19 protein-coding genes are annotated in these 17822 nt (G+C 70.2%); 10 read left to right on the top strand and 9 right to left on the bottom strand.

Translation table 11 applies throughout. The features are described from left to right. Positions 1 to 8: 8 nt before the first annotated feature. A complete protein-coding gene (gene coaA, locus JMJ55_RS11110; RefSeq protein WP_236033637.1) occupies positions 9 to 962 on the top strand; it encodes a type I pantothenate kinase in 954 nt (317 codons plus the stop codon). Here coaA and JMJ55_RS11105 read toward each other — a convergent pair. Genes JMJ55_RS11105 through JMJ55_RS11085 form a run of 5 tightly spaced genes read right to left on the bottom strand, consistent with a single transcriptional unit; the run spans position 948 to position 6116 of the window. After that, positions 948 to 1730 carry an ABC transporter permease gene (locus JMJ55_RS11105; RefSeq protein WP_202825620.1) on the bottom strand — a complete coding sequence of 261 codons (783 nt, stop codon included), beginning with the start codon at positions 1728 to 1730 and terminating at the stop codon, positions 948 to 950. The genes coaA and JMJ55_RS11105 overlap by 15 nt on opposite strands. After that, on the bottom strand, positions 1727 to 2611 hold the full coding sequence (locus JMJ55_RS11100) for an ABC transporter permease (protein WP_202825619.1): 885 nt from the start codon (positions 2609 to 2611) through the stop codon (positions 1727 to 1729). Before JMJ55_RS11100 ends, JMJ55_RS11105 begins: the two co-directional genes overlap by 4 nt. Beyond that, the gene (locus tag JMJ55_RS11095; RefSeq protein WP_202825618.1) at positions 2604 to 3683 is read right to left on the bottom strand and encodes an ABC transporter ATP-binding protein; all 1080 of its coding nucleotides are present in this window, start codon (positions 3681 to 3683) and stop codon (positions 2604 to 2606) included. Before JMJ55_RS11095 ends, JMJ55_RS11100 begins: the two co-directional genes overlap by 8 nt. Continuing rightward, positions 3683 to 4774: an ABC transporter substrate-binding protein gene (locus tag JMJ55_RS11090; RefSeq protein WP_202825617.1), complete on the bottom strand. Its 1092-nt coding sequence runs from the start codon at positions 4772 to 4774 to the stop codon at positions 3683 to 3685. Before JMJ55_RS11090 ends, JMJ55_RS11095 begins: the two co-directional genes overlap by 1 nt. Positions 4775 to 4802: 28 nt before the next feature. Further along, positions 4803 to 6116 carry an NtaA/DmoA family FMN-dependent monooxygenase gene (locus JMJ55_RS11085; RefSeq protein ID WP_202825616.1) on the bottom strand — a complete coding sequence of 438 codons (1314 nt, stop codon included), beginning with the start codon at positions 6114 to 6116 and terminating at the stop codon, positions 4803 to 4805. A gap of 185 nt (positions 6117 to 6301) precedes the next feature. On the opposite strand from JMJ55_RS11085, the gene JMJ55_RS11080 reads away from it, so the two are divergent. Both JMJ55_RS11080 and JMJ55_RS11075 read left to right on the top strand, forming a co-directional pair. Further along, positions 6302 to 7417, top strand: a complete 1116-nt coding sequence (locus tag JMJ55_RS11080; RefSeq protein WP_202825615.1) for a family 16 glycosylhydrolase — start codon at positions 6302 to 6304, stop codon at positions 7415 to 7417. 4 nt (positions 7418 to 7421) lie between these two features. Next, complete coding sequence (locus tag JMJ55_RS11075; protein ID WP_202825614.1) at positions 7422 to 8513, top strand: DUF4336 domain-containing protein; 1092 nt, start codon at positions 7422 to 7424, stop codon at positions 8511 to 8513. Between the two features lie 43 nt (positions 8514 to 8556). On the opposite strand, the gene panC is transcribed toward JMJ55_RS11075, so the two are convergent. Beyond that, the gene (panC, locus tag JMJ55_RS11070) at positions 8557 to 9387 is read right to left on the bottom strand and encodes a pantoate--beta-alanine ligase (protein WP_202825613.1); all 831 of its coding nucleotides are present in this window, start codon (positions 9385 to 9387) and stop codon (positions 8557 to 8559) included. A 65-nt stretch (positions 9388 to 9452) separates the two neighbouring features. Between panC and JMJ55_RS11065 the strand changes: the two genes are divergently transcribed. Further along, positions 9453 to 10649, top strand: coding sequence for a class I SAM-dependent rRNA methyltransferase (locus JMJ55_RS11065; protein WP_202825612.1), 1197 nt, complete (start codon positions 9453 to 9455; stop codon positions 10647 to 10649). Continuing rightward, complete coding sequence (locus JMJ55_RS11060) at positions 10646 to 11038, top strand: DUF3293 domain-containing protein (RefSeq protein WP_202825611.1); 393 nt, start codon at positions 10646 to 10648, stop codon at positions 11036 to 11038. The genes JMJ55_RS11065 and JMJ55_RS11060 overlap by 4 nt, the downstream gene beginning before the upstream one ends. Here JMJ55_RS11060 and JMJ55_RS11055 read toward each other — a convergent pair. From JMJ55_RS11055 to JMJ55_RS11045, 3 genes are read right to left on the bottom strand one after another with little or no spacing between them, the layout of a single operon-like run. Then, positions 11029 to 12096 (bottom strand): patatin-like phospholipase family protein, encoded by a 1068-nt coding sequence (locus tag JMJ55_RS11055; RefSeq protein WP_202825610.1) that lies wholly within the window; start codon positions 12094 to 12096, stop codon positions 11029 to 11031. The two genes, JMJ55_RS11060 and JMJ55_RS11055, sit on opposite strands and share 10 nt — an antisense overlap. Continuing rightward, positions 12096 to 12890: a 3-hydroxybutyrate dehydrogenase gene (locus JMJ55_RS11050; protein ID WP_202825609.1), complete on the bottom strand. Its 795-nt coding sequence runs from the start codon at positions 12888 to 12890 to the stop codon at positions 12096 to 12098. Before JMJ55_RS11050 ends, JMJ55_RS11055 begins: the two co-directional genes overlap by 1 nt. A 39-nt stretch (positions 12891 to 12929) precedes the next feature. Then, the gene (locus JMJ55_RS11045; RefSeq protein WP_202825608.1) at positions 12930 to 14384 is read right to left on the bottom strand and encodes a dihydrolipoyl dehydrogenase family protein; all 1455 of its coding nucleotides are present in this window, start codon (positions 14382 to 14384) and stop codon (positions 12930 to 12932) included. Positions 14385 to 14579: 195 nt separating this feature from the next. Between JMJ55_RS11045 and rpmH the strand changes: the two genes are divergently transcribed. Genes rpmH through yihA form a run of 5 tightly spaced genes read left to right on the top strand, consistent with a single transcriptional unit; the run spans position 14580 to position 17812 of the window. Continuing rightward, complete coding sequence (gene rpmH, locus JMJ55_RS11040) at positions 14580 to 14714, top strand: 50S ribosomal protein L34 (RefSeq protein WP_202825607.1); 135 nt, start codon at positions 14580 to 14582, stop codon at positions 14712 to 14714. Between the two features lie 22 nt (positions 14715 to 14736). Further along, positions 14737 to 15081, top strand: coding sequence for a ribonuclease P protein component (gene rnpA, locus JMJ55_RS11035; RefSeq protein WP_202825606.1), 345 nt, complete (start codon positions 14737 to 14739; stop codon positions 15079 to 15081). Then, positions 15078 to 15317 carry a membrane protein insertion efficiency factor YidD gene (gene yidD, locus JMJ55_RS11030; RefSeq protein ID WP_202825605.1) on the top strand — a complete coding sequence of 80 codons (240 nt, stop codon included), beginning with the start codon at positions 15078 to 15080 and terminating at the stop codon, positions 15315 to 15317. The genes rnpA and yidD overlap by 4 nt, the downstream gene beginning before the upstream one ends. A 9-nt stretch (positions 15318 to 15326) precedes the next feature. Continuing rightward, positions 15327 to 17111 (top strand): membrane protein insertase YidC, encoded by a 1785-nt coding sequence (yidC, locus tag JMJ55_RS11025; protein ID WP_202825604.1) that lies wholly within the window; start codon positions 15327 to 15329, stop codon positions 17109 to 17111. Beyond that, positions 17111 to 17812, top strand: a complete 702-nt coding sequence (gene yihA / locus JMJ55_RS11020; RefSeq protein WP_202825603.1) for a ribosome biogenesis GTP-binding protein YihA/YsxC — start codon at positions 17111 to 17113, stop codon at positions 17810 to 17812. Before yidC ends, yihA begins: the two co-directional genes overlap by 1 nt. Positions 17813 to 17822 lie beyond the last annotated feature (10 nt).

Here is a 17822-nt window from a genome sequence, read left to right as displayed (position 1 = left end):
TGGACGCCATGGATGCCAGGCCGCCGCCCGAAGACCCGCCCCTTGCCGAGCCCGCCTATCGGGTCTTCGACCGCGCCGCCTGGGCGGCGCTGCGCGCCAACACGCCGCTCTCGCTGACGCGGGCCGATATCGCCGCGCTGCGCGGGCTGAACGAGACCGTCTCGCTCTCGGAGGTGCAGGAGATCTACCTGCCCCTGTCGCGCCTGCTGAACCTGCAGATCCGGGCGGCGCGGCGGCTGGCCATGGCGCAGGACGCCTTCCTCGGCCATCAGGCGGCACCGCCGCCCTATATCATCGGCGTCGCCGGCAGTGTGGCGGTCGGGAAAAGCACGCTCGCCCGCGTGCTGCGCGCCATCCTGGCCCGCTGGCCGGACCATCCGCGGGTCGAGCTCATCACCACCGACGGCTTCCTCCACCCGACCCGGGTGCTGGAGGAACGCGGGCTGATGAAGCGCAAGGGCTTCCCCGAGAGCTACGACCTGAAGCGCATGCTGGCCTTCCTCAACGCGCTGAAGGCGGGCGAAGCGGAGGTGGCGGCGCCGGTCTATTCGCACCTGAAATACGACATCATCCCGGGCGAGCAGCAGGTGCTGCGCCGCCCCGACATCGTGATCTTCGAGGGGCTGAACGTCCTCCAGCACGCGCCGGGCGTGCCGGTCGTGGCTTCCGACTTCTTCGACTTCTCGGTCTATCTCGATGCCGCGGTGAGCGAGATCGAGGCCTGGTATATCGAGCGCTTCCTGCTGCTGCAGAAGATCGCCTTCCCCAATCCGGACAGCTACTTCCACCACTACCGCGACCTGCCCCTGGCGGAGGCAAAGGAGGTGGCGCGCGGCATCTGGCGCAGCATCAACCTGCCCAACCTGCTGGAGAATATCCGCCCGACCCGCCACCGCGCCCGGCTGGTGCTGCGCAAGGGGCATGACCACGCGATCGAGCAGGTCTGGCTAAGGCGTATGTAGCCGCTCGCCGCGCCGCTTCAGCCAATGCGCCGCCCCCATCAGCAGGGCGGTCAGCACCACGGTGAGGGTCGAAACGGCAGCGATGGTCGGGTCGATGGCATAGCGCAGGTCGTCCCACATCCGCCGCGGCAGCGTCACCGCACCCTGGCCGGAGAGAAAGAGCGAGACGATCAGCTCATCGAAGGAGGTGATGAAGGCAAACAACGCGCCGACCAGCACCCCGGGGCGGATCAGCGGCAGCGTCACCTGCCGGAAGGTGCCGAAGGGCGTGGCGCCGAGGCTGAGCGCCGCCTGTTCCAGGCGCGGGTCGAGCCCGGCGAAGCTGGCGCTGACGCTGGTCACGACGAAGGGCACGGCGAGGCAGCTATGCGCCAGGACCAGGCCCAGCGGCGAGCCGACCAGCCCGTAGCGCGAATAGGCATAGTAGACGCCGATGGCGACGACGATCCCCGGCACGATCAGCGGCGAGAGGATCAGCCCCGTGGCCGCGACGCGCAGCCCCCGCGGCAGCCGCGCCAGCCCGATCGCCGCCAGCGTCCCGAGCAGGGTCGAGACCACCACCACCGCGGCGGCGACCGCGAGGCTGAGCCAGGTCGCATCCAGCCAGTCCCGCGCCCCGAGATAGGCGCGATACCAGCGCAGCCCGAATTCCGGCGGCGGGAAGGTGAGATAGGTCGCCGAGGAGAAGGAGACGATGCCGACCAGCAGGATCGGCAGGCCGAGGAAGGCCAGCAACAGCGTGAGCAGGCCGCCGCCGAGCAGCCTCATCGCGCGCTCATCCGGAAGGCGGTGCCGACGCCGAAGACCCGCTGGAACAGGGCGATGATGGCCAAGGCCGTGGCCAGCAGCACCGCCGAAAGCGTCGCCGCATAGGCCCAGTCGAGCTGTTCCACCCGCTGCGCGATCAGCATCGAGAGCGTCATGTCGCGCGGCCCACCGACCAGGGCCGGGGTGATGTAGAAGCCGAGCGAGAGCACGAAGACGAGCAGCACGCCTGCCATCACCCCCGGCATGGACAGCGGCAAGGTCACCTGCCGGAACACGCCGAAGGGCCCGGCGCCGAGCCCCGCCGCCGCCCGCGCCAGCGAGGGATCGATCTGCCGCAGCGCATTGGCGATCGGCAGGATCATGTAGGGCAGCAGGATATGGACCATGGCGATCTGCGTCGCCAGCGGCGTGTTCAGCAGGCGCATGGGCCGGTCGAGCAGGCCGAGCGCCAGCAGCACCTCATTCACCAGCCCATGCCGGCCGAGCAGCACCATCCAGGCATAGGATCGCACCAGCACGCTGGTCCAGAAGGGCAGCAGCACGATGACCAGGATCAGCGGCAACAACCGCCGCGCCCGTGCCATGCCGAGGGCGATCGGATAGCCCAGCAGCAGCGTCCCGAGCGTCACCGTGACCGTCGTCGAGAGCGTGTTGGTGAAAACCTTGAGGAAAACCTCGTCGCCTGCCAGCTCGATGTAATGCGCGAGCGTCGGCGCCGGCTCCAGCAGGCTGCGCGAGAGCATCGCCAGCACCGGTGCGGCATAGAGCGCCAGCATGAAGGCCAGCAGCGGCGCCACCAGCAGCAGCGGCACTGCGCGACGCCAGTTCAGCCCCGGCGCGCGTGGAGCGGCGAGCAGGGCAGGGGCGACGGCCTCAGACAAGGATCGTATCCGCGACGGACCAGGCGACCTCCGCCCGCTCCCCCGCCTCGCGCCGGCGGGTCGCGGCGCTGGAGGGTTCCTTCAGCACCAGCGCCGTCCCGTCCTCGGCGCGCAGCAGGTAGCGGCAGCGCTCGCCGACGAAGACCGCCTCGGTCACCGTGACCGGCATGCGGTTGGCAGGCGGCGGGGCGGGCCAGGCGCCATCGACGAAGCGCAGCCGCTCCGGCCGCGTCGCCAGCGTCACGGCCTCGCCCGTGGCCGGCGTGCCGGCGCAGGTGGCGCGGACCAGGGTGCCGGCGCATTCCGCGACCAGCACGCCATCCTCCCGCCCACGCACGGTGGCGGGGAGGAAATTGCTCTCGCCGATGAAGGAGGCGACGAAGCGGTTCTCCGGCCGGTCGTAGAGCTCCTCCGGCGCGCCGATCTGGGCGACGCGACCCTCGTTCATGACCGCGATCCGGTCCGACATGGTCAGCGCCTCCTCCTGGTCATGGGTGACGTAGATGAAGGTGATGCCGAGATCGGCATGCAGGCGGCGCATCTCCAATTGCAGGCTTTCGCGCAGCTGCTTGTCGAGGGCGCCGAGCGGTTCATCCATCAGCAGCAGGCGGGGCTTGAAGACGATGGCGCGGGCCAGCGCCACGCGCTGCTGCTGGCCGCCCGAGAGCTGCCGCGGCTGCCGCGCGCCATAGCCGGGCAGGCGGACCAGCTCCAGCGCCTCCTCCACCAGCCGCGCGCGCTCGGGCTTCGGGACGCCGCGCTGCTTCAGCGGGAAGCCGATATTCTCGGCGACCGTGAGGTGCGGGAAGAGCGCGTAGTTCTGAAACACCATGCCGATGTTCCGCCGATGCGGCGGCAGCGCGACGACGGAGCGGCCATCGATCGCGATGTCGCCCGCACTCGGCGTCTCGAAGCCCGCGATCATCATCAACGTGGTGGTCTTGCCGGAGCCGCTCGGCCCCAGCAGGGTCAGGAACTCGCCCGAGCGGATATCGATCGAGACGCCGCGCACCGCGCCGAAATTCTCGTATCGCTTCTCGAGGCCGCTCAGCGTGACCGAGGCGCCTTCCATCAGGTGAGCAGCCAGCGGTTGAAGCGCGCCACCACCGCATCGCGATTCTCGACCCACCAGTCGTAGTTGTAGGTCAGCAGCTGGGACTTGATGGCCGGCGAGCTCGGCAGCACCTCCTGCCGGGACTCGGGGATGTATTCGTTGGAGCCATCATTGACCGAGCCATAGGGGATCAGCATGGCGACCCGCGCCTGCGGGATGGCCATGGTGGAGTAGGCGATGAATTTCATCGCCGCCGCCCGGTTGCGCGCCCCCTTCGGTATGGCCCAGCAATCGCGCTTCAGCAGCCCCTGGTTCCAGCTGATGGCGGCCGGCACGCCCGCCGCCTGCAGCGCCGCCATGCGGCCGTTCCAGACGCTGGTCATGACCACTTCGCGGTCGGTCAGCAGTTGGGTCGGCACCGCGCCGGTCTCCCACCACTTCACCACCTCGCGCTTGATCTTGCTGTAGCTGGCGAAGGTCTTGTCGAGATCCATCGGATAGACTTGCTCCGGCGGCACGCCGGCGGCCATCAGGGCGAATTCCAGCTCCGGGTTGTTGCCGCTGCCGGCACCGAGCAGGGACCGGTCGCCGGGAAATTTCTTGGTGTCCCAGAACTCCGCCCAGCCCTTCGGCACCGCGCCTCGGAAGGCATCGGTGCGATAGGCCATCACCTGGGCCCAGACCAGCATCTCCAGCCCGTATTCGAAGCGGTAGACCGAGGGGATGCCGGCATCGATGATGTCGTAGTCGATCCGCTCGAAATACTCGCCCCGCCGCTGCAGGTTCATCACCGAACCGCGGCTGACCTGGGCCAGGTCCCACTCCACATTGCCGGTCTCGACCATCGCCTTGATCTTGGTGAAGTCGGAACCGGCGAAGTCGCGCACCTTGATGCCCGACAGCTTCTCGAAGGGCTCGAAATAGGCCCGCTTCTGCACCTCCTGCATGGTGCCGCCGAAGGTGGCGATGCGGAGCTCGCCGCTGCCCTTCAAAGCATCGGGGATGGAGGTGACCTCGGGCAGGGTCTGCGCCTCGCCGCGGCCCGGCAGCAGGGCAGGGGCCGCGAGCAGGCCAAGCATAGCACGGCGGGAAAGGGATGTCCGGTTCATGCGTCCGTCTCGCCTCGGCTGGGGTGGGTCAGTATTCGAGGAGGTTGTCGCGGAACTGCGCATGCGCGTAGGCGCGCCGCACCAGGCCGCGATCCTGCAGGGCGGGCACCAGCCCGTCCTCGATCTCGGCCAGCGTGCGCCGCTGGACATTGGGCATGGAGAAGAGGAAGCCGTCGCCGCCCACCTCCTCCATCACCTCGCCCATGCGCGCGGCGACCGAATCCGGCGTGCCGCAGAGCTCGACCGAGAGGTCGGTCGCGTTGTACTCGGCCATCGTCTCCCGGATGCTGCGGCCGGCGGCCTTCTTGCGGAACTGGTCGAGATTCTGCTGGTGGCCGTTGGTGGTGACGTCGTCCGGCAGCGGCTTGTCGAGATCGAATTTCCCGAAATCGATATTGGTCACCTTGCCGAAATGCGCGAGGCGCTGGATCAACGTCTCATCCGCACGGGCCTTGCGCCGCGCCTTGCGCTCCAGCGCCTCCTCCATCGTCTCGCCGATGATCGGATTGACCAGATAGAGCACCTTGCAGTGGTCGGGATTGCGGCCGCAGGCGGCCATCATCCGGCGGATGTCGTCGCGATAGGCACGCATCGCCTCGATGCCCTTGGCATTGACGACGATGGTGTCGGCATGGGCCGCGGCGAAGCGCCGGCCGCGCGGGCTGCCGCCGGCCTGGGCGATCACCGGCTGGCCCTGCGGCGCCGGCCCGCTGTTCAGCGGCCCGCGGGTCTTGAAGAACCTGCCCTCGAAATGGACACCATGGACCTTGGTGTGATCGACCAGCGTGCCGCCCTGGCGATCCGCGACGATCGCCCCCGGCTCCCAGGAGGCCCAGAGCCGCTTCGCCACATCGAGATATTCATCCGCCATGTCGTAGCGCAGGTCATGCTCCGGCATGCCGCTCATGCCGAAATTCATGGCGGCCACATCGGAACTGCCCGTCACCGCATTCCAACCGATGCGGCCGGCCGAGACCTGGTCGAGCGTCGCCACCAGCCGGGCCAGCAGATAGGGCGGATAGGCGAAGGTGCCGAAGGTCGGGACGATGCCGATGCGCGATGTCACCTGCGTCATCAGCGCCGCGACCACCGAAGGGTCCTGCCGCGGCACCGAGAGCCCGTGCTTCAGATAGACCTCGGTCGAGCCGTTGAAGCTCTCTCCGACGTAGGAACTATCCTCCAGCAGAATGTAATCGAAACAGGCCCGTTCCAGGCTGCGCGCCATGTCGAGGAAGAGGGTCGGCTGCATCCAGTCCGTGCCGATATGGCCGGTCCAGGGCTCGCCCCAGGCCTGGACGCTCGAGCCCTGGAGGAACCAGGCAAGGTGGAAGGGCTTGGCCATCGGACTGCTCCGCCGCTTTGGGCGGAGTGGCTAGCAATCCACATGCCAGGAACTGCGGTGGTCGAAACGCGATTGTGCACATCGGTGGGGTAGCACCGACGACTGTTTAATGTGTTGGGTATACGAAGCGACGCCGGGATCGGCCGGCGCCGTCTTTCGGCTTGTCTCCGCATCAGGATGAATCCATGCCAACTGCACCCAACACCTACCAGCCCCTGTTCGAGAGCTTCGAGAACAGCGTCGGGCCCCTGACCGAAAGCTGGGGCGTTGACTACTCGACCTTTGGGGAGGTCAGGTTCTACGGGAACCAGTACAGCACGGCCGGCATGAAGGAGCCGGGCGCCGATCCGAGCATCGGCCATGGCTATGGCACCTACACGGTCACGGCGATGCTGTCGGGCAATATGCCTGGTTCGGCCATCATCCTCTGGCCCGGCGACAATAACTATCCCGGCCCCGAGATCAATCTCGCCGAGATCGCGCCGGACGGCACCGGGCGGCAATACGCCACCGTTCATTGGAACGATAACGGCACGAACAACCAGCACGTCCGCTTTCTCGAGGGCGTCCAGGGCAACATGTTCCACACCTATCAGGCGGTGTGGGAGCCGAACCAGATCACCTTCTACGTGGATGGCGAGTTGGAGGCGATCGTCAACGACAACGTGCCGGCCGATTACGACCATGGCGGCCAGAACGTGGTCTTCGCCTTCCTCAACAACAACGAGAACACCTCGCTCATCGTCCGCGACCTGAGCTACGTGCCGCCCGGCACCATTCCGCCGGTCATCACTCCGACGCCGGTGAACAACCAGCCGGATCCGACGACCCCGACCACGCCGACGACCCCGACCACACCCACCACGCCGGCGGCTCCCGACTGGGGCGCCATGGCTGCGCTGGTGAACCAGTATCACGACGCCACCGGCCAATGGGTCGATTACGATTCGATCGTGGCGATGAACTGGACCCCGGGCACGCCCACGACCCCGACGACGCCGACCACTCCGACGACCCCGACCACGCCGACGACCCCAAGCGCGGCGCCGGACTGGGGCACGATCGGCGCCACGGTGAGCGCCTATCACGACGCCACCGGCCAGTGGCTCGACTACGATTCGATCGTGGCGATGAACTGGACCCCGGGCACGACCACCACCCCGACCCCGCCGACGGGGGGCACCACCCCGGTGACCTCCGACCCGACCCCGGTCACCACCCCGGATGCGCCGGTGGACTGGAACGCCCTCGCAGCCCAGGCCCAGGCGAATTACGACGCGACCGGCCAATGGTTCATCTGAGGCGATGATCCCGACCCGGCTGCACGGGCTGATCGATTACGGCGTCGCCGCCATGCTGGGCGGCCTCGCCACGTCGCGCAGCCTGCCGCCGCCGGTGCGAGGCATCCTCGCCACCGCCGGCGCCTATCACACCGGCTATTCGGTCCTCACCGATTACGAGGCGGGGCTGCGGCCCCGCCTCACCATGCGCCAGCATCTCGGGCTGGATGCGATCGGCGGCGCGGCGCTGCTCGGTGCCGGGCTGCTGATGCGCCGCCAGCCCTCCGAGGCGCGTGCCCTGCTGATCGGCCTCGGCCTGACGGAACTTGCCGTGGTCGCGCTCAGCGACGACCGCCCCGCCGCCGGCCCGCTGCTGCTCGCCAGCGAGGCGCCGCCCGGCTATCCGCCGCTCGACCTGCCGAAGCGGGTGGCGGAGGATGTCTTCATCGTGGACAGCCTGCTGCCCGGCCCGCTCGGCACGGAATTGCCGGTGCGGATGACCGTGCTGCGCCTGCCCGATGGCGCGCTGCTGCTGCATTCGCCGACCCGCTACAGCCCCGCTCTGGCCGAGGCACTGGCGGCGCTCGGCCCCATCCGGCACTTCGTGGCGCCGAACATCGCCCACTGGACCTTCCTGCGGGACTGGCAGCGCGCCTTCCCGGAGGCCACGACCTGGGCCGCCCCCGGCCTCCGCCAGCGCGGCCAGGTGCAGCGCAGCGGCCTTCGCCTCGACCATGACCTGGGCACGACCCCGCCTGCGGCCTGGGGCGGCGCCATCGGCCTGGTGACGGTTCCGGGCGGGCTCGGCTTCCATGAAGTCGCCCTGTTCCATGCGGCGACCCGCACCCTCATCCTCACCGATCTGGTGCTGAATCTGGAGGCAGCGCGGCTGCCGGCCCTGCTGCGGCCACTGGCCCGGCTCTTCGGCAGCACCGCGCCGGATGGCATGCCGCCACCCTATCTCCGCGCCGTCATCCGCCTCCGCCGGCGGGATGCGGTGCGGGCCGCGGAGCAACTCCTGGCGCTCCTGCCGGAGCGGGTGATCTTCGCCCATGGCCAGTGGTTCGCCCGCGACGGCGCGGCGGCGCTGCGGCATTCGCTGCGCTGGCTGCTCTGACGCAGGCTGGCTGGTGGATCCTGTTCGGCCTGACCGCGCTCGGCTATGCCCAGGCGGGCATGTTGTCGAGAAGCCGCACCCCGCCGAGCCGCGCCGCGGCGATCAGCCGGCCGGGCGGGGCGCCGACCTCGCGCAGGCTCTCGGGCTCCACCAGGGCTAGGTAGTCGAGGGCGAAGCCAGCGGCCGTCAGCCCGGCCCGCGCCGTCGCCAGCGCTGCGGCGGGGGAGGTGCCGCGGGCCATCGCCTCGATCGCCGCCAGCATCGCACCCGGCAGCGCCGCGGCCCGGGCCCGCGCCTCCGGGTCGAGGTAGCGGTTGCGGGAGGACATGGCCAGGCCATCCGCCTCGCGCAGGGTCGAGCAGGGGAGGATGCGGACCGGCAGGTCCAGGTCCCGCACCATGCGGCGGATGACCTGGAGCTGCTGCCAATCCTTCTCGCCGAAGGCGGCGACCTGGGCGCCCGTCTGCAGGAAGAGCTTGGCGCAGACCGTGGCGACGCCGCGGAAATGGCCGGGCCGGGCAGCGCCCTCCCAGCCCTCGGACGGTCCCTCGACCAGGATGGTGGTCGCCCGGCCGGGCGGGTACATCGCCTCGACGCTCGGCAGCCAGGCGAGGTCGCAGCCGGCCTCGCGCAGCATGGCGAGGTCCGCCTCCTCCTGCCGCGGGTAGCGGGCGAAATCCTCGCCCGGGCCGAATTGCAGCGGGTTGACGAAGATCGAGGCGACGAGGATGCCGGCCTCCCCGACCTCCTGCCGGGCCGCCGCCAGCAGCGAGAGATGCCCGGCATGCAGCGCCCCCATCGTCGGCACCAGGGCAACGGGGCCACGGCCGGCGAGGGCCTCTCGAAGGTCCGGCAGGTCTCGGGCGATACGCATGCCGGCATCTGGCCCCGAAGCGACGGCGGCCGCAACCCGCATGGACTCCCGCGCGCCGCGGCGGCATGGTCCGCCGCCTCATGCCGCATCCCCTGATCCGCCTGCTGCCCGGCCGCGACCGCCGGGTGAGGTCCGGCCACCCCTGGGCCTTCTCCAACGAAATCGCCATGACCCCGGCGGCCAAGGCGCTGCCGCCCGGCGCCCCCGTCCGGCTGGAGGGCGATGACGGCCAGCGCCACGGCACCTGGCTGTTCAACCCGCATAGCCTGATCGCCGCGCGCCGGCTGGACCGCGACCCGGAGGCGGTGATTGACTCCGCCTGGCTCCGCACCCGCCTCGCCGCCGCCCTGGCGCTGCGGGAGCGGCTGTTCAACGCGCCCCACTATCGCCTGGTCCATGCCGAGGCGGATGGCCTGCCCGGCCTCGTCATCGACCGCTATGGCGATGCGCTGGCTCTGCAGGCCAATACCGCCGGGATGGAGGCGCTGACCCCGGCCCTGGTCGAGGCGCTGCAATCCCTGCTCTCGCCCCGCCTCATCATTGCCCGCAACGATGCCGGCGTGCGCGCCCTGGAAGGCCTGCCGCAGGAAACCCGCCTGCTGCATGGCGAGCCCGGACCGGTCCATGCCGAGGAAGGCGGGCTCCGCTTCGCGGTCGACCTGCTGGGCGGGCAGAAGACCGGCTGGTTCTTCGACCAGCGGGAGCACCGGGTGCGGGTCGCCCGCCTCGCCGCCGGCGGGACGATGCTGGATGCCTTCTGCCATACCGGCGGCTTCGGCCTGAGCGCCGCCGCGGCCGGCGCCGCGCAGGTGACGCTGCTCGACCGCAGCGCCCATGCCCTCGACCTCGCCATGGCGAGCGCGGCGGAGAACGGCCTCGCCGCGCGGGTCACCGCCGAGCGGGGCGAGGCGCTGGAGGCGCTGGAGCGGATGGGCCAGTCCGGCACCCGCTTCGATATGGTCGTGGCCGACCCGCCCGCCTTCGCCAAGACCCGCAAGGACCAGCCCGCGGCGCTGCGGGCCTATGGCAAGCTGGCCCGGCTGGCGGCCGCGCTGGTGGCGCCAAGCGGCTTCCTCTTCATCGCCAGCTGCAGCCATCACGTGGCGCCGGGCGAATTCGCCGATGCCGTCATCTGGGGTATCGGCCGCACCCGGCGGGAAGGGCGGCTGCTGTTCCAGGGCGGGGCGGGGCCGGACCATCCGGTGCATCCGCTGCTGCCGGAAAGCGCCTACCTGAAGGCCATGCTCTTCCAGCTTGCATGACCGCGGCCCTCACCGCCGCCTATCGCCGCAGCACCTATGAGGCCGCGGGCGCCGCCACCCGCATCGGCCAGCGCAGCGCTGCGGTGGATGCGCTGCTCGCGCGGCTCGGCACGCGGGAGGGGGCCTTCGTCACCGCCTGGAACCCCTATAGCCACAAGATGCCGCGCGGCTGGAACGACCGCATGCTGGCCCGGCTGCGGGAGGCGGCGCATCGCCTGCCGCAGGAGGAAGGGGCCGGCGGCGCCAAGGGCTGGCAGGAACGCCACCTGCTGATCGGCGCCGATCCGCGCCGCATCGCCAAGCTGGCCCGACGCTTCCGCCAGGTGGCGATCGTCGCGATGCGGCGCGGGCAGCGGGCGCGGCTGGTGATGCTGCGGCCCTACAGGTAGCGCTGGATATCCAGCGTGCTCTCCTTGCCGAGCGTGTCGAAATGCTGGGCGAGGAACCGGTCCGCCGCCTCCCGCCCATAGCGGCGGAGGATCTGCAGGAATTCCCAGTCGCCGTTCAGCTTGGTCGAGAGCTTGAACTCCCGCATCCGCTCCTCGTCCTCGATGACATGGAGGAAGATGCGGCGATAGCGCGGCTGCTCCAGCCGCCCGGCATCCAGCAGCCGCTGCACGAAATCGATCGCCCGCATCTCCGCCATCAGGGAGGCGTTGAAGTTGATCTCGTTCAGCCGGTTCATGATGTCGGTGGCGCTGGTCGGCAGCTCGGCGCGCATGATGGCGTTGATCTGCACCAGCACGATATCGGGTGCGCCACGCTCATAGTACAGCGGCCAGAGCGCCGGATTGCCGACATAGCCGCCATCCCAGAAGGCCTCGCCATCGATCTCGACCGCGCGGAAGACATTGGGCAGGCAGGCCGAGGCCAGCACCACATCGGTGCTGATCTCGGCGCGGTTGAAGACCCGTGGCTTGCCGGTGCGGACATTGGTCGCCGAGATGAAGAGCCGCACCGCCTTCGGGTCGCGCCGCAGCCGCCGCCAATCCAGGTTGTCGTCCAGCACCTGCCGCAGCGGGTTGAACTCCATCGGGAAGGGGTTGAACTGGTAGGGCGAGAAGACGCGGGTCAGCGTCTCGAAGGTCTGGTAGGCAACCGAATAGGTCAGGTCGAAGCCCCAGAGCGCCTTCTCGAAGGGCGTGTTGCGCAGCGGGCTGACGGCGAGCCGCGCCGCCACGTCGCGCCACATGCGGTCGAGGGCGCGGATCGCCCCCTCCCGCCCGCCATCCGCCAGGCCCTGGACCAGCACCGCGGCATTGATCGCCCCGGCCGAGGCGCCGGAGACGCCGTCGATCGTCAGCCTCTCGTCTTCCAGCAGCCGCTCCAGCACGCCCCAGGTGAAGGCGCCATGGGTGCCGCCGCCCTGGAGCGCGAGGTTGATCCGCTTGGGCGCCGGCGGCTTCGCCACCGCCGGCGCCGGTACTCCCGTGGGCGCTTCGTCCATCAGGCCGCCAGCCAGCCGCCATCGATGGACAGCGCGGCGCCATTCACCCCGCCGCTGCCGGGCCCGACCAGGTAGAGCGCCATCTGCGCCACCTCATCCACCTCGATCCAGCGCTTGGAGGGCTGCTTGTCGAGCAGGAAGTCCTCGAGCGCCTGCTGCTCCGAGACGCCGTGCTCCTTGGCCAGCGGCCCGACCTGGGCCTCGGCCAGCGGGGTGCGCACGAAGCCGGGGCAGATGGCGTTGCAGGTGATCGGCAGCTTGGCCACTTCCAGCGCCACGGTCTTGGTCATGCCGACCACCGCATGCTTGGCCGAGACATAGGCGACCTTGTGCGGCGAGGCGACGAGGCCATGCGCCGAGGCGATGTTGACGATCCGCCCCCAGCCGCGCTGCTTCATCCCCGGCAGCGCCGCCTTGATGGCGTGGAAATTGGAAGCGAAGTTGATCGCGATGATCGCGTCGAATTTGTCATCCGGGAATTCATCGACCGGGGCGACGAACTGGATGCCGGCATTGTTGACCAGGATGTCGAGCTTGCCCAGCGTGCCCTCCGCCTCGCGGATCATCTGCCGCACCGCCTCGGGCTTCGAGAGGTCGGCGGCCGAATAGGGCGCGTCCCCGCCGCCCTGGAGCGCGCCGATCTCGGCCCGGGCCTTGGCGATCTCCTCCGGCTTGCCGAAGCCGTTCAGCATCACCTTGGCGCCGGCCTCGGCATAGATCTTCGCAATCCCAAGCCCGATGCCGCTGGTGCTGCCAGTGACCAGCGCCGTGCGCCCCGCGAGAACCTGATCCATGGAAAACTGCTCCTGTTGCCCCAGCGGCCGCATGAACGCCTAAGGCAGATGTTTCAGCAAGTCGACGAGCCGCTTCGTGAAGGGCGAGAGCAGCTTCGGGGCGTAATAATCCCCGGCGGCCCGCTTCGCCGTCTCGGCCAGGGTGGGGTAGGGGAGGACCAGCCCGGCCAGAGCCGAGAGCGGCAGGCGACGGTCGATCATCAGCCCGAAGACCCCGGCCATCTCGCCCGCATGCGGCGCCAGCACCCCGGCCCCGAGCAGCCGCCCGCGCTTGCCGACCACGAGCTTGACCAGCCCCTCAGGCCGGCCCTCCGTCACCGCCCGGTCGTTCTCGGCGACCGGCCAGCGCAGGATGGACAGCCCCTCATGCCCCGCCGCTCGCGCCTCGGCCTCGGTCAGGCCGACCTGCGCCAGCTCCGGATCGCCATAGGTGACGCGGGGCAGGGCGGCATAGCTGAGCCGGGTGAAGGGCAGGCGGAAGAACATGGACCGCACCAGGATGCCGGCATGCTGGCCCGCCAGATGGGTGAAGGCGCGCGGCCCGAGGCCCTTGGGGTCGGCGATGTCGCCCACCGCCCAGACCCGGCGGTTGGAGACCGAGCGGAGATCGGGCCCGGTCACGATGCCGCGCGGCCCCGCCTCGATCCCGCCCGCCACCAGGTCGAGCCCGGCCAGGCGCGGCGCCCGCCCGACCGCCAGCAGCAGATGCGTGCCCGCGATCCGGCTGCCATCCTCCAGCACCGCGACCACGCCGGCCTGGGCGGCCAGGCTGTCGGGCTCCAGCTGCTCGACCCGGGCGACCTTCGCCCCCTCGCGGAACTCGACCCCGTCGCGGACCAGCGCCGCCCGGAGCCCCTCGACCAATTCCGGGTCTTCCTTCGCGGCGATGCGCGGCCCTGCCTCGATCACGGTGACGAGGCAGCCGAGCCGGGCATGGGCCTGCGCCATCTCGAGCCCGATCGGCCCGCCGCCCAGGATGATGAGGTGCCCCGGCGGCTCCTCCAGGTCGAACAGCGTTTCATTGGTCAGCCAGGGCACGCCATCGAGGCCGGGGAGGTCCGGCACGATCGCACTGCTGCCGGCGGCGATGACGGCGCGACGGAAGGTCAGGGTCCGGCCGGCGACCTCGATCGCATCGGGGGCCACGAAATGCGCCGCGGCCTCGATCACCTCGACGCCCATGCCGCGGAAGCGGGCGGCGCTGTCATTCGGCGCGATGCGGGCGATGGAGCCCTGCACATGCGCGCGCACCCCGGCCCAATCGATCTCCGGCGCCGGCAGGCGGATGCCGAAGCGCCCGGCCTCCCGCGCCGCGGCGGCGGCATGCGCCGCGGCCAGCAGCGCCTTCGAGGGCACGCAGCCGTAATTCAGGCAGTCGCCGCCCATCCGCCCCCGCTCGACCAGCGCGACCTTCAGCCCGAGCCCGGCCGAGATGGAGGCGACCGAGAGCCCGGCCGCCCCGGCGCCGATGACCACCACGTCGAAATCCGGCATGCGCGACCCCGTGCATTGGAGGAATATGTGGGCGCGGGGGTTACGCCAGCCGGCGCCGCAGCGCCAGAGCACCGACCCGCGATTGACGCCGCCCCCATCCCCTCCCTATACGTGCCCGCCTTCGCCGGGACCTCAGTGCAGGGTCGCCGGCCGTCCGCGTCGTGAGACGGGCGAACCCCCTGACGGAGAGTGACCGTGAAGCGTACCTACCAGCCCTCCAAGCTCGTCCGGAAGCGCCGGCATGGCTTCCGCGCCCGCATGGCAACGGTCGGTGGCCGCAAGGTGCTGGCCAACCGCCGCGCCAAGGGCCGCGGCAAGCTCAGCGCCTAGGGCCGAATCCGGGGGATTTGCCATGCCGGGCCAGCTTCCCCGGCTGAAAAAGCGCCGCGAATTCCTCCGGGTCGCCGGGCGGGGCCGCAAGGCCGCGCGGCCATCCCTGGTGCTCCAGGCCATGCCGCAGCCGGAAGGACCGCTCCGCCTCGGCTTCACCGCGACCAAGAAGATCGGCAATGCCGTCAGCCGCAACCGCGCCAAGCGCCGGCTGCGGGAGGCGGCGCGGCTGACCCTGGCCGAGGCGCCGCCCGCGGGCTGGGACCTGGTCCTCATCGCCCGCGACGAGACCGGCCGCCGCCCCTGGGCCAAGCTGCTGGCAGATTTCCGCGGCGCGCTGCGGCAAGCCGGCGTGGTCGGGGAATGAGCCCCGGCACGGCCGCGTTGCGCGGCGCCGTCCTCGCCTATCAATGGACGCTGCGGCCGGTGCTCGGCTGCAATTGCCGCTTCCATCCCTCCTGCAGCGAGTATGCGCTGGAGGCGCTCGGCACTCATGGCGCGCTGCGCGGCGCCTGGCTGTCTGGCCGCCGCATCCTGCGCTGCAACCCCTGGCATCCTGGCGGCTACGACCCGGTGCCCTCCCAGACCCTGCCGAAAGGCTGATCCCCGTCCATGGACCAGAAGCGCCTCTTCGCGGCGATCGCCATCTCGATCGGCATCCTGCTGATGTTCGACCTCTACAACCGCCCGGCGCGGGAGGCGCAGCGCGCCCAGCAGCAGCAGGCGGCCGAGGCGCAGCAGCCAGCACCGACCCCGGGCCCCGCCGGGCCGCTCGGCGCCCCGACCGATGCCTCGCCGGCCGCCGGCACGCCGACCAGCCCCGCCGCCCGCCTGCCGGTCGAGGGCCCGCGCCTGCAGGGCACGCTCTCGCTGCGCGGCGCGCGGCTCGATGACCTGGTGCTCAAGGGCTATCGCGAGACGGTGGACCGCAACTCGCCGCTGGTCCGCCTGCTCGCCCCGCGGGAGGGCTCGGCGCCCTATTACGCGCAATGGGGCTGGACCGCGGCCGATGGCCGCACCCGCGTGCCGGCTAACGACACCGACTGGACCGCGGAGGGCAGCGCCCTCTCGCCCGGCTCGCCGGTGACGCTGCGCTGGGACAACGGCGCCGGCCAGGTCTTCGAGATCGCCCTCTCGCTCGACGAGAATTACATGCTCTCGGCCGAGCAGCGCGTCCGCAACACCGGCGGCGAGCCGGTGCAGGTGCTGCCCTGGTCCCGCATCCGGCGCGAGAGCACGCCGCCGACCCAGGGCTTCTACATCCTGCATGAAGGCTTCGTCGGCGTGCTCGACGGCCGCCTGCGGGAGGAGACCTACAGCAACGCCAAGTCCGAGGCGGTGAAGCGCAGCGGCGTGGCGCTGGAGCAGGAGACCGGCGCCGGCTGGGCCGGCTTCACCGACAAATACTGGCTGACCGCGCTCTCGCCCGCCGATCCGGCCCAGCGAACCCGAGCCGCCTACCGCCACACCACCGAGGCGACGCCCCGCGGGCCCGAGGATCGCTGGCAGGTGGATTTCGCCCCGACCGCGGCGCAGAGCGTGGCGCCAGGTGCTGCGACCGCCACCGGCACCCGGCTCTTCGTCGGCGCGAAGGAGGTGCGGCTGCTGGATGCCTATCGCGACCGGCTCGGCATCCCGGATTTCGACAAGGCGGTGGATTTCGGCTGGTTCTACTTCCTGACCAAGCCCTTCTTCTTCGCCATCGACTTCCTGTTCCACATCTTCGGCAATTTCGGCGTCGCCATCCTGGTCTTCACCCTGGCGCTGAAGGCGGCCTTCTTCCCGCTGGCCAACAAGGCCTACAAGTCGATGAGCCGGATGAAGACGCTCGGCCCGAAGATGCAGGAGATCCGGGAGCGGCATAAGGAGGACCCGGCCAAGGCCCAGGCCGAGATGATGGCGCTGTACCGGACCGAGAAGATCAACCCGGCCTCGGGCTGCCTGCCCATCCTGATCCAGATCCCGGTCTTCTTCGCGCTCTACAAGGTGCTGTTCGTCACCATCGAGATGCGGCACGCGCCCTTCTTCGGCTGGATCCACGACCTCTCGGCGCCCGACCCGACCAACCTGTTCAACCTGTTCGGGCTGATCCCCTACGACCCGATGCAGCTCTCGCACTACCTGCACATGCCGGCCTGGGCGCTGATCATGGGCGCCACCATGTACTTCCAGCAGAAGCTGAACCCGCAGCCGCCGGACCCGATCCAGGCCAAGATCTTCCAGTGGATGCCGGTGATCTTCACCTTCATGCTGGCCAGCTTCCCGGCGGGCCTGGTGATCTACTGGTCCTGGAACAACCTGCTCTCGATCCTGCAGCAGCGCTGGATCATGAGCCTCGAGAAGCAGCGGGATGGCAAGCCGGCGCTCGCCGTGCCGGCCGCGGCGAAGAAGGGCTGATGGCGGAACGGCACCTCCCGGTCCATCCCGCCGTCCTGGCGGGGGGCCTCTCCGAGGCCCGGACCGAGGCGGAACGGGCGGCGCTGATCGAGGCCGGGCGGCTGCTCTTCGCCCAGCCCTGCGAATTCTTCTTCGCCGCCCAGCAGATCGACAAACTTCCCCCCGCCGAGGGGCCGGAGATCGCCTTCTGCGGCCGCTCGAATGTGGGCAAGTCCTCGCTGGTCAATGCGCTGACCGGGCAGAATGCGCTGGCCCGCGTCTCGCACACGCCGGGGCGGACCAAGCAGCTCAATTTCTTCAATCTCGGCGACCGGCTGACCCTGGTGGACATGCCGGGCTATGGCTATGCCCAGGCCTCGAAATCGGTGAAGGCCGATTGGCAGGGGCTGATGTTCGACTTCCTGCGCGGCCGCCCGACGCTGCGCCGCGTCCTGCTCCTGCTCGATGCGCGGATCGAGACCAAGCCGGCCGACCGCATGGCGATGGAACTGCTGAACGAGGCGGCGGTCGCCTTCCAGATCGTCATCACCAAGGCCGACGACGCCAAGCCCTGGTGGCTGAAGCAGCGCATCGCCGAGGCCGAGGCCCTGGCCCGCGCCCAGACCGCCGGCCATCCGCTGGTGCTGGTGACGAGCAGCCGCACGGGGGAAGGCATTCCCGAATTGCGCGCCGAGATGGCCTCGCTCGCCCGCCCGGCTTGACCGGCGGCAT

Origin of the sequence: Belnapia mucosa (genome assembly GCF_016775475.1) — a bacterium.
Lineage (GTDB): Bacteria > Pseudomonadota > Alphaproteobacteria > Acetobacterales > Acetobacteraceae > Belnapia > Belnapia mucosa.
This window is presented reverse-complemented; position numbering and strand designations above follow the sequence as displayed.

Bases quoted from the DNA above. Each gene is read 5' to 3' on its own strand.
- JMJ55_RS11085 (WP_202825616.1), bottom strand. From the start codon at position 6,116: ATGGCCAAGCCCTTCCACCTTGCCTGGTTCCTCCAGGGCTCGAGCGTC.
- JMJ55_RS11065 (WP_202825612.1), top strand. From the start codon at position 9,453: ATGGTCCGCCGCCTCATGCCGCATCCCCTGATCCGCCTGCTGCCCGGC.
- coaA (WP_236033637.1), top strand. From the start codon at position 9: ATGGATGCCAGGCCGCCGCCCGAAGACCCGCCCCTTGCCGAGCCCGCC.
- JMJ55_RS11095 (WP_202825618.1), bottom strand. From the start codon at position 3,683: ATGGAAGGCGCCTCGGTCACGCTGAGCGGCCTCGAGAAGCGATACGAG.
- JMJ55_RS11045 (WP_202825608.1), bottom strand. From the start codon at position 14,384: ATGCCGGATTTCGACGTGGTGGTCATCGGCGCCGGGGCGGCCGGGCTC.
- yihA (WP_202825603.1), top strand. From the start codon at position 17,111: ATGGCGGAACGGCACCTCCCGGTCCATCCCGCCGTCCTGGCGGGGGGC.
- JMJ55_RS11080 (WP_202825615.1), top strand. From the start codon at position 6,302: ATGCCAACTGCACCCAACACCTACCAGCCCCTGTTCGAGAGCTTCGAG.
- JMJ55_RS11055 (WP_202825610.1), bottom strand. From the start codon at position 12,096: ATGGACGAAGCGCCCACGGGAGTACCGGCGCCGGCGGTGGCGAAGCCG.
- yidC (WP_202825604.1), top strand. From the start codon at position 15,327: ATGGACCAGAAGCGCCTCTTCGCGGCGATCGCCATCTCGATCGGCATC.
- JMJ55_RS11105 (WP_202825620.1), bottom strand. From the start codon at position 1,730: ATGAGGCTGCTCGGCGGCGGCCTGCTCACGCTGTTGCTGGCCTTCCTC.
- JMJ55_RS11060 (WP_202825611.1), top strand. From the start codon at position 10,646: ATGACCGCGGCCCTCACCGCCGCCTATCGCCGCAGCACCTATGAGGCC.
- JMJ55_RS11050 (WP_202825609.1), bottom strand. From the start codon at position 12,890: ATGGATCAGGTTCTCGCGGGGCGCACGGCGCTGGTCACTGGCAGCACC.
- JMJ55_RS11090 (WP_202825617.1), bottom strand. From the start codon at position 4,774: ATGAACCGGACATCCCTTTCCCGCCGTGCTATGCTTGGCCTGCTCGCG.
- JMJ55_RS11075 (WP_202825614.1), top strand. From the start codon at position 7,422: ATGATCCCGACCCGGCTGCACGGGCTGATCGATTACGGCGTCGCCGCC.
- rnpA (WP_202825606.1), top strand. From the start codon at position 14,737: ATGCCGGGCCAGCTTCCCCGGCTGAAAAAGCGCCGCGAATTCCTCCGG.
- panC (WP_202825613.1), bottom strand. From the start codon at position 9,387: ATGCGTATCGCCCGAGACCTGCCGGACCTTCGAGAGGCCCTCGCCGGC.
- yidD (WP_202825605.1), top strand. From the start codon at position 15,078: ATGAGCCCCGGCACGGCCGCGTTGCGCGGCGCCGTCCTCGCCTATCAA.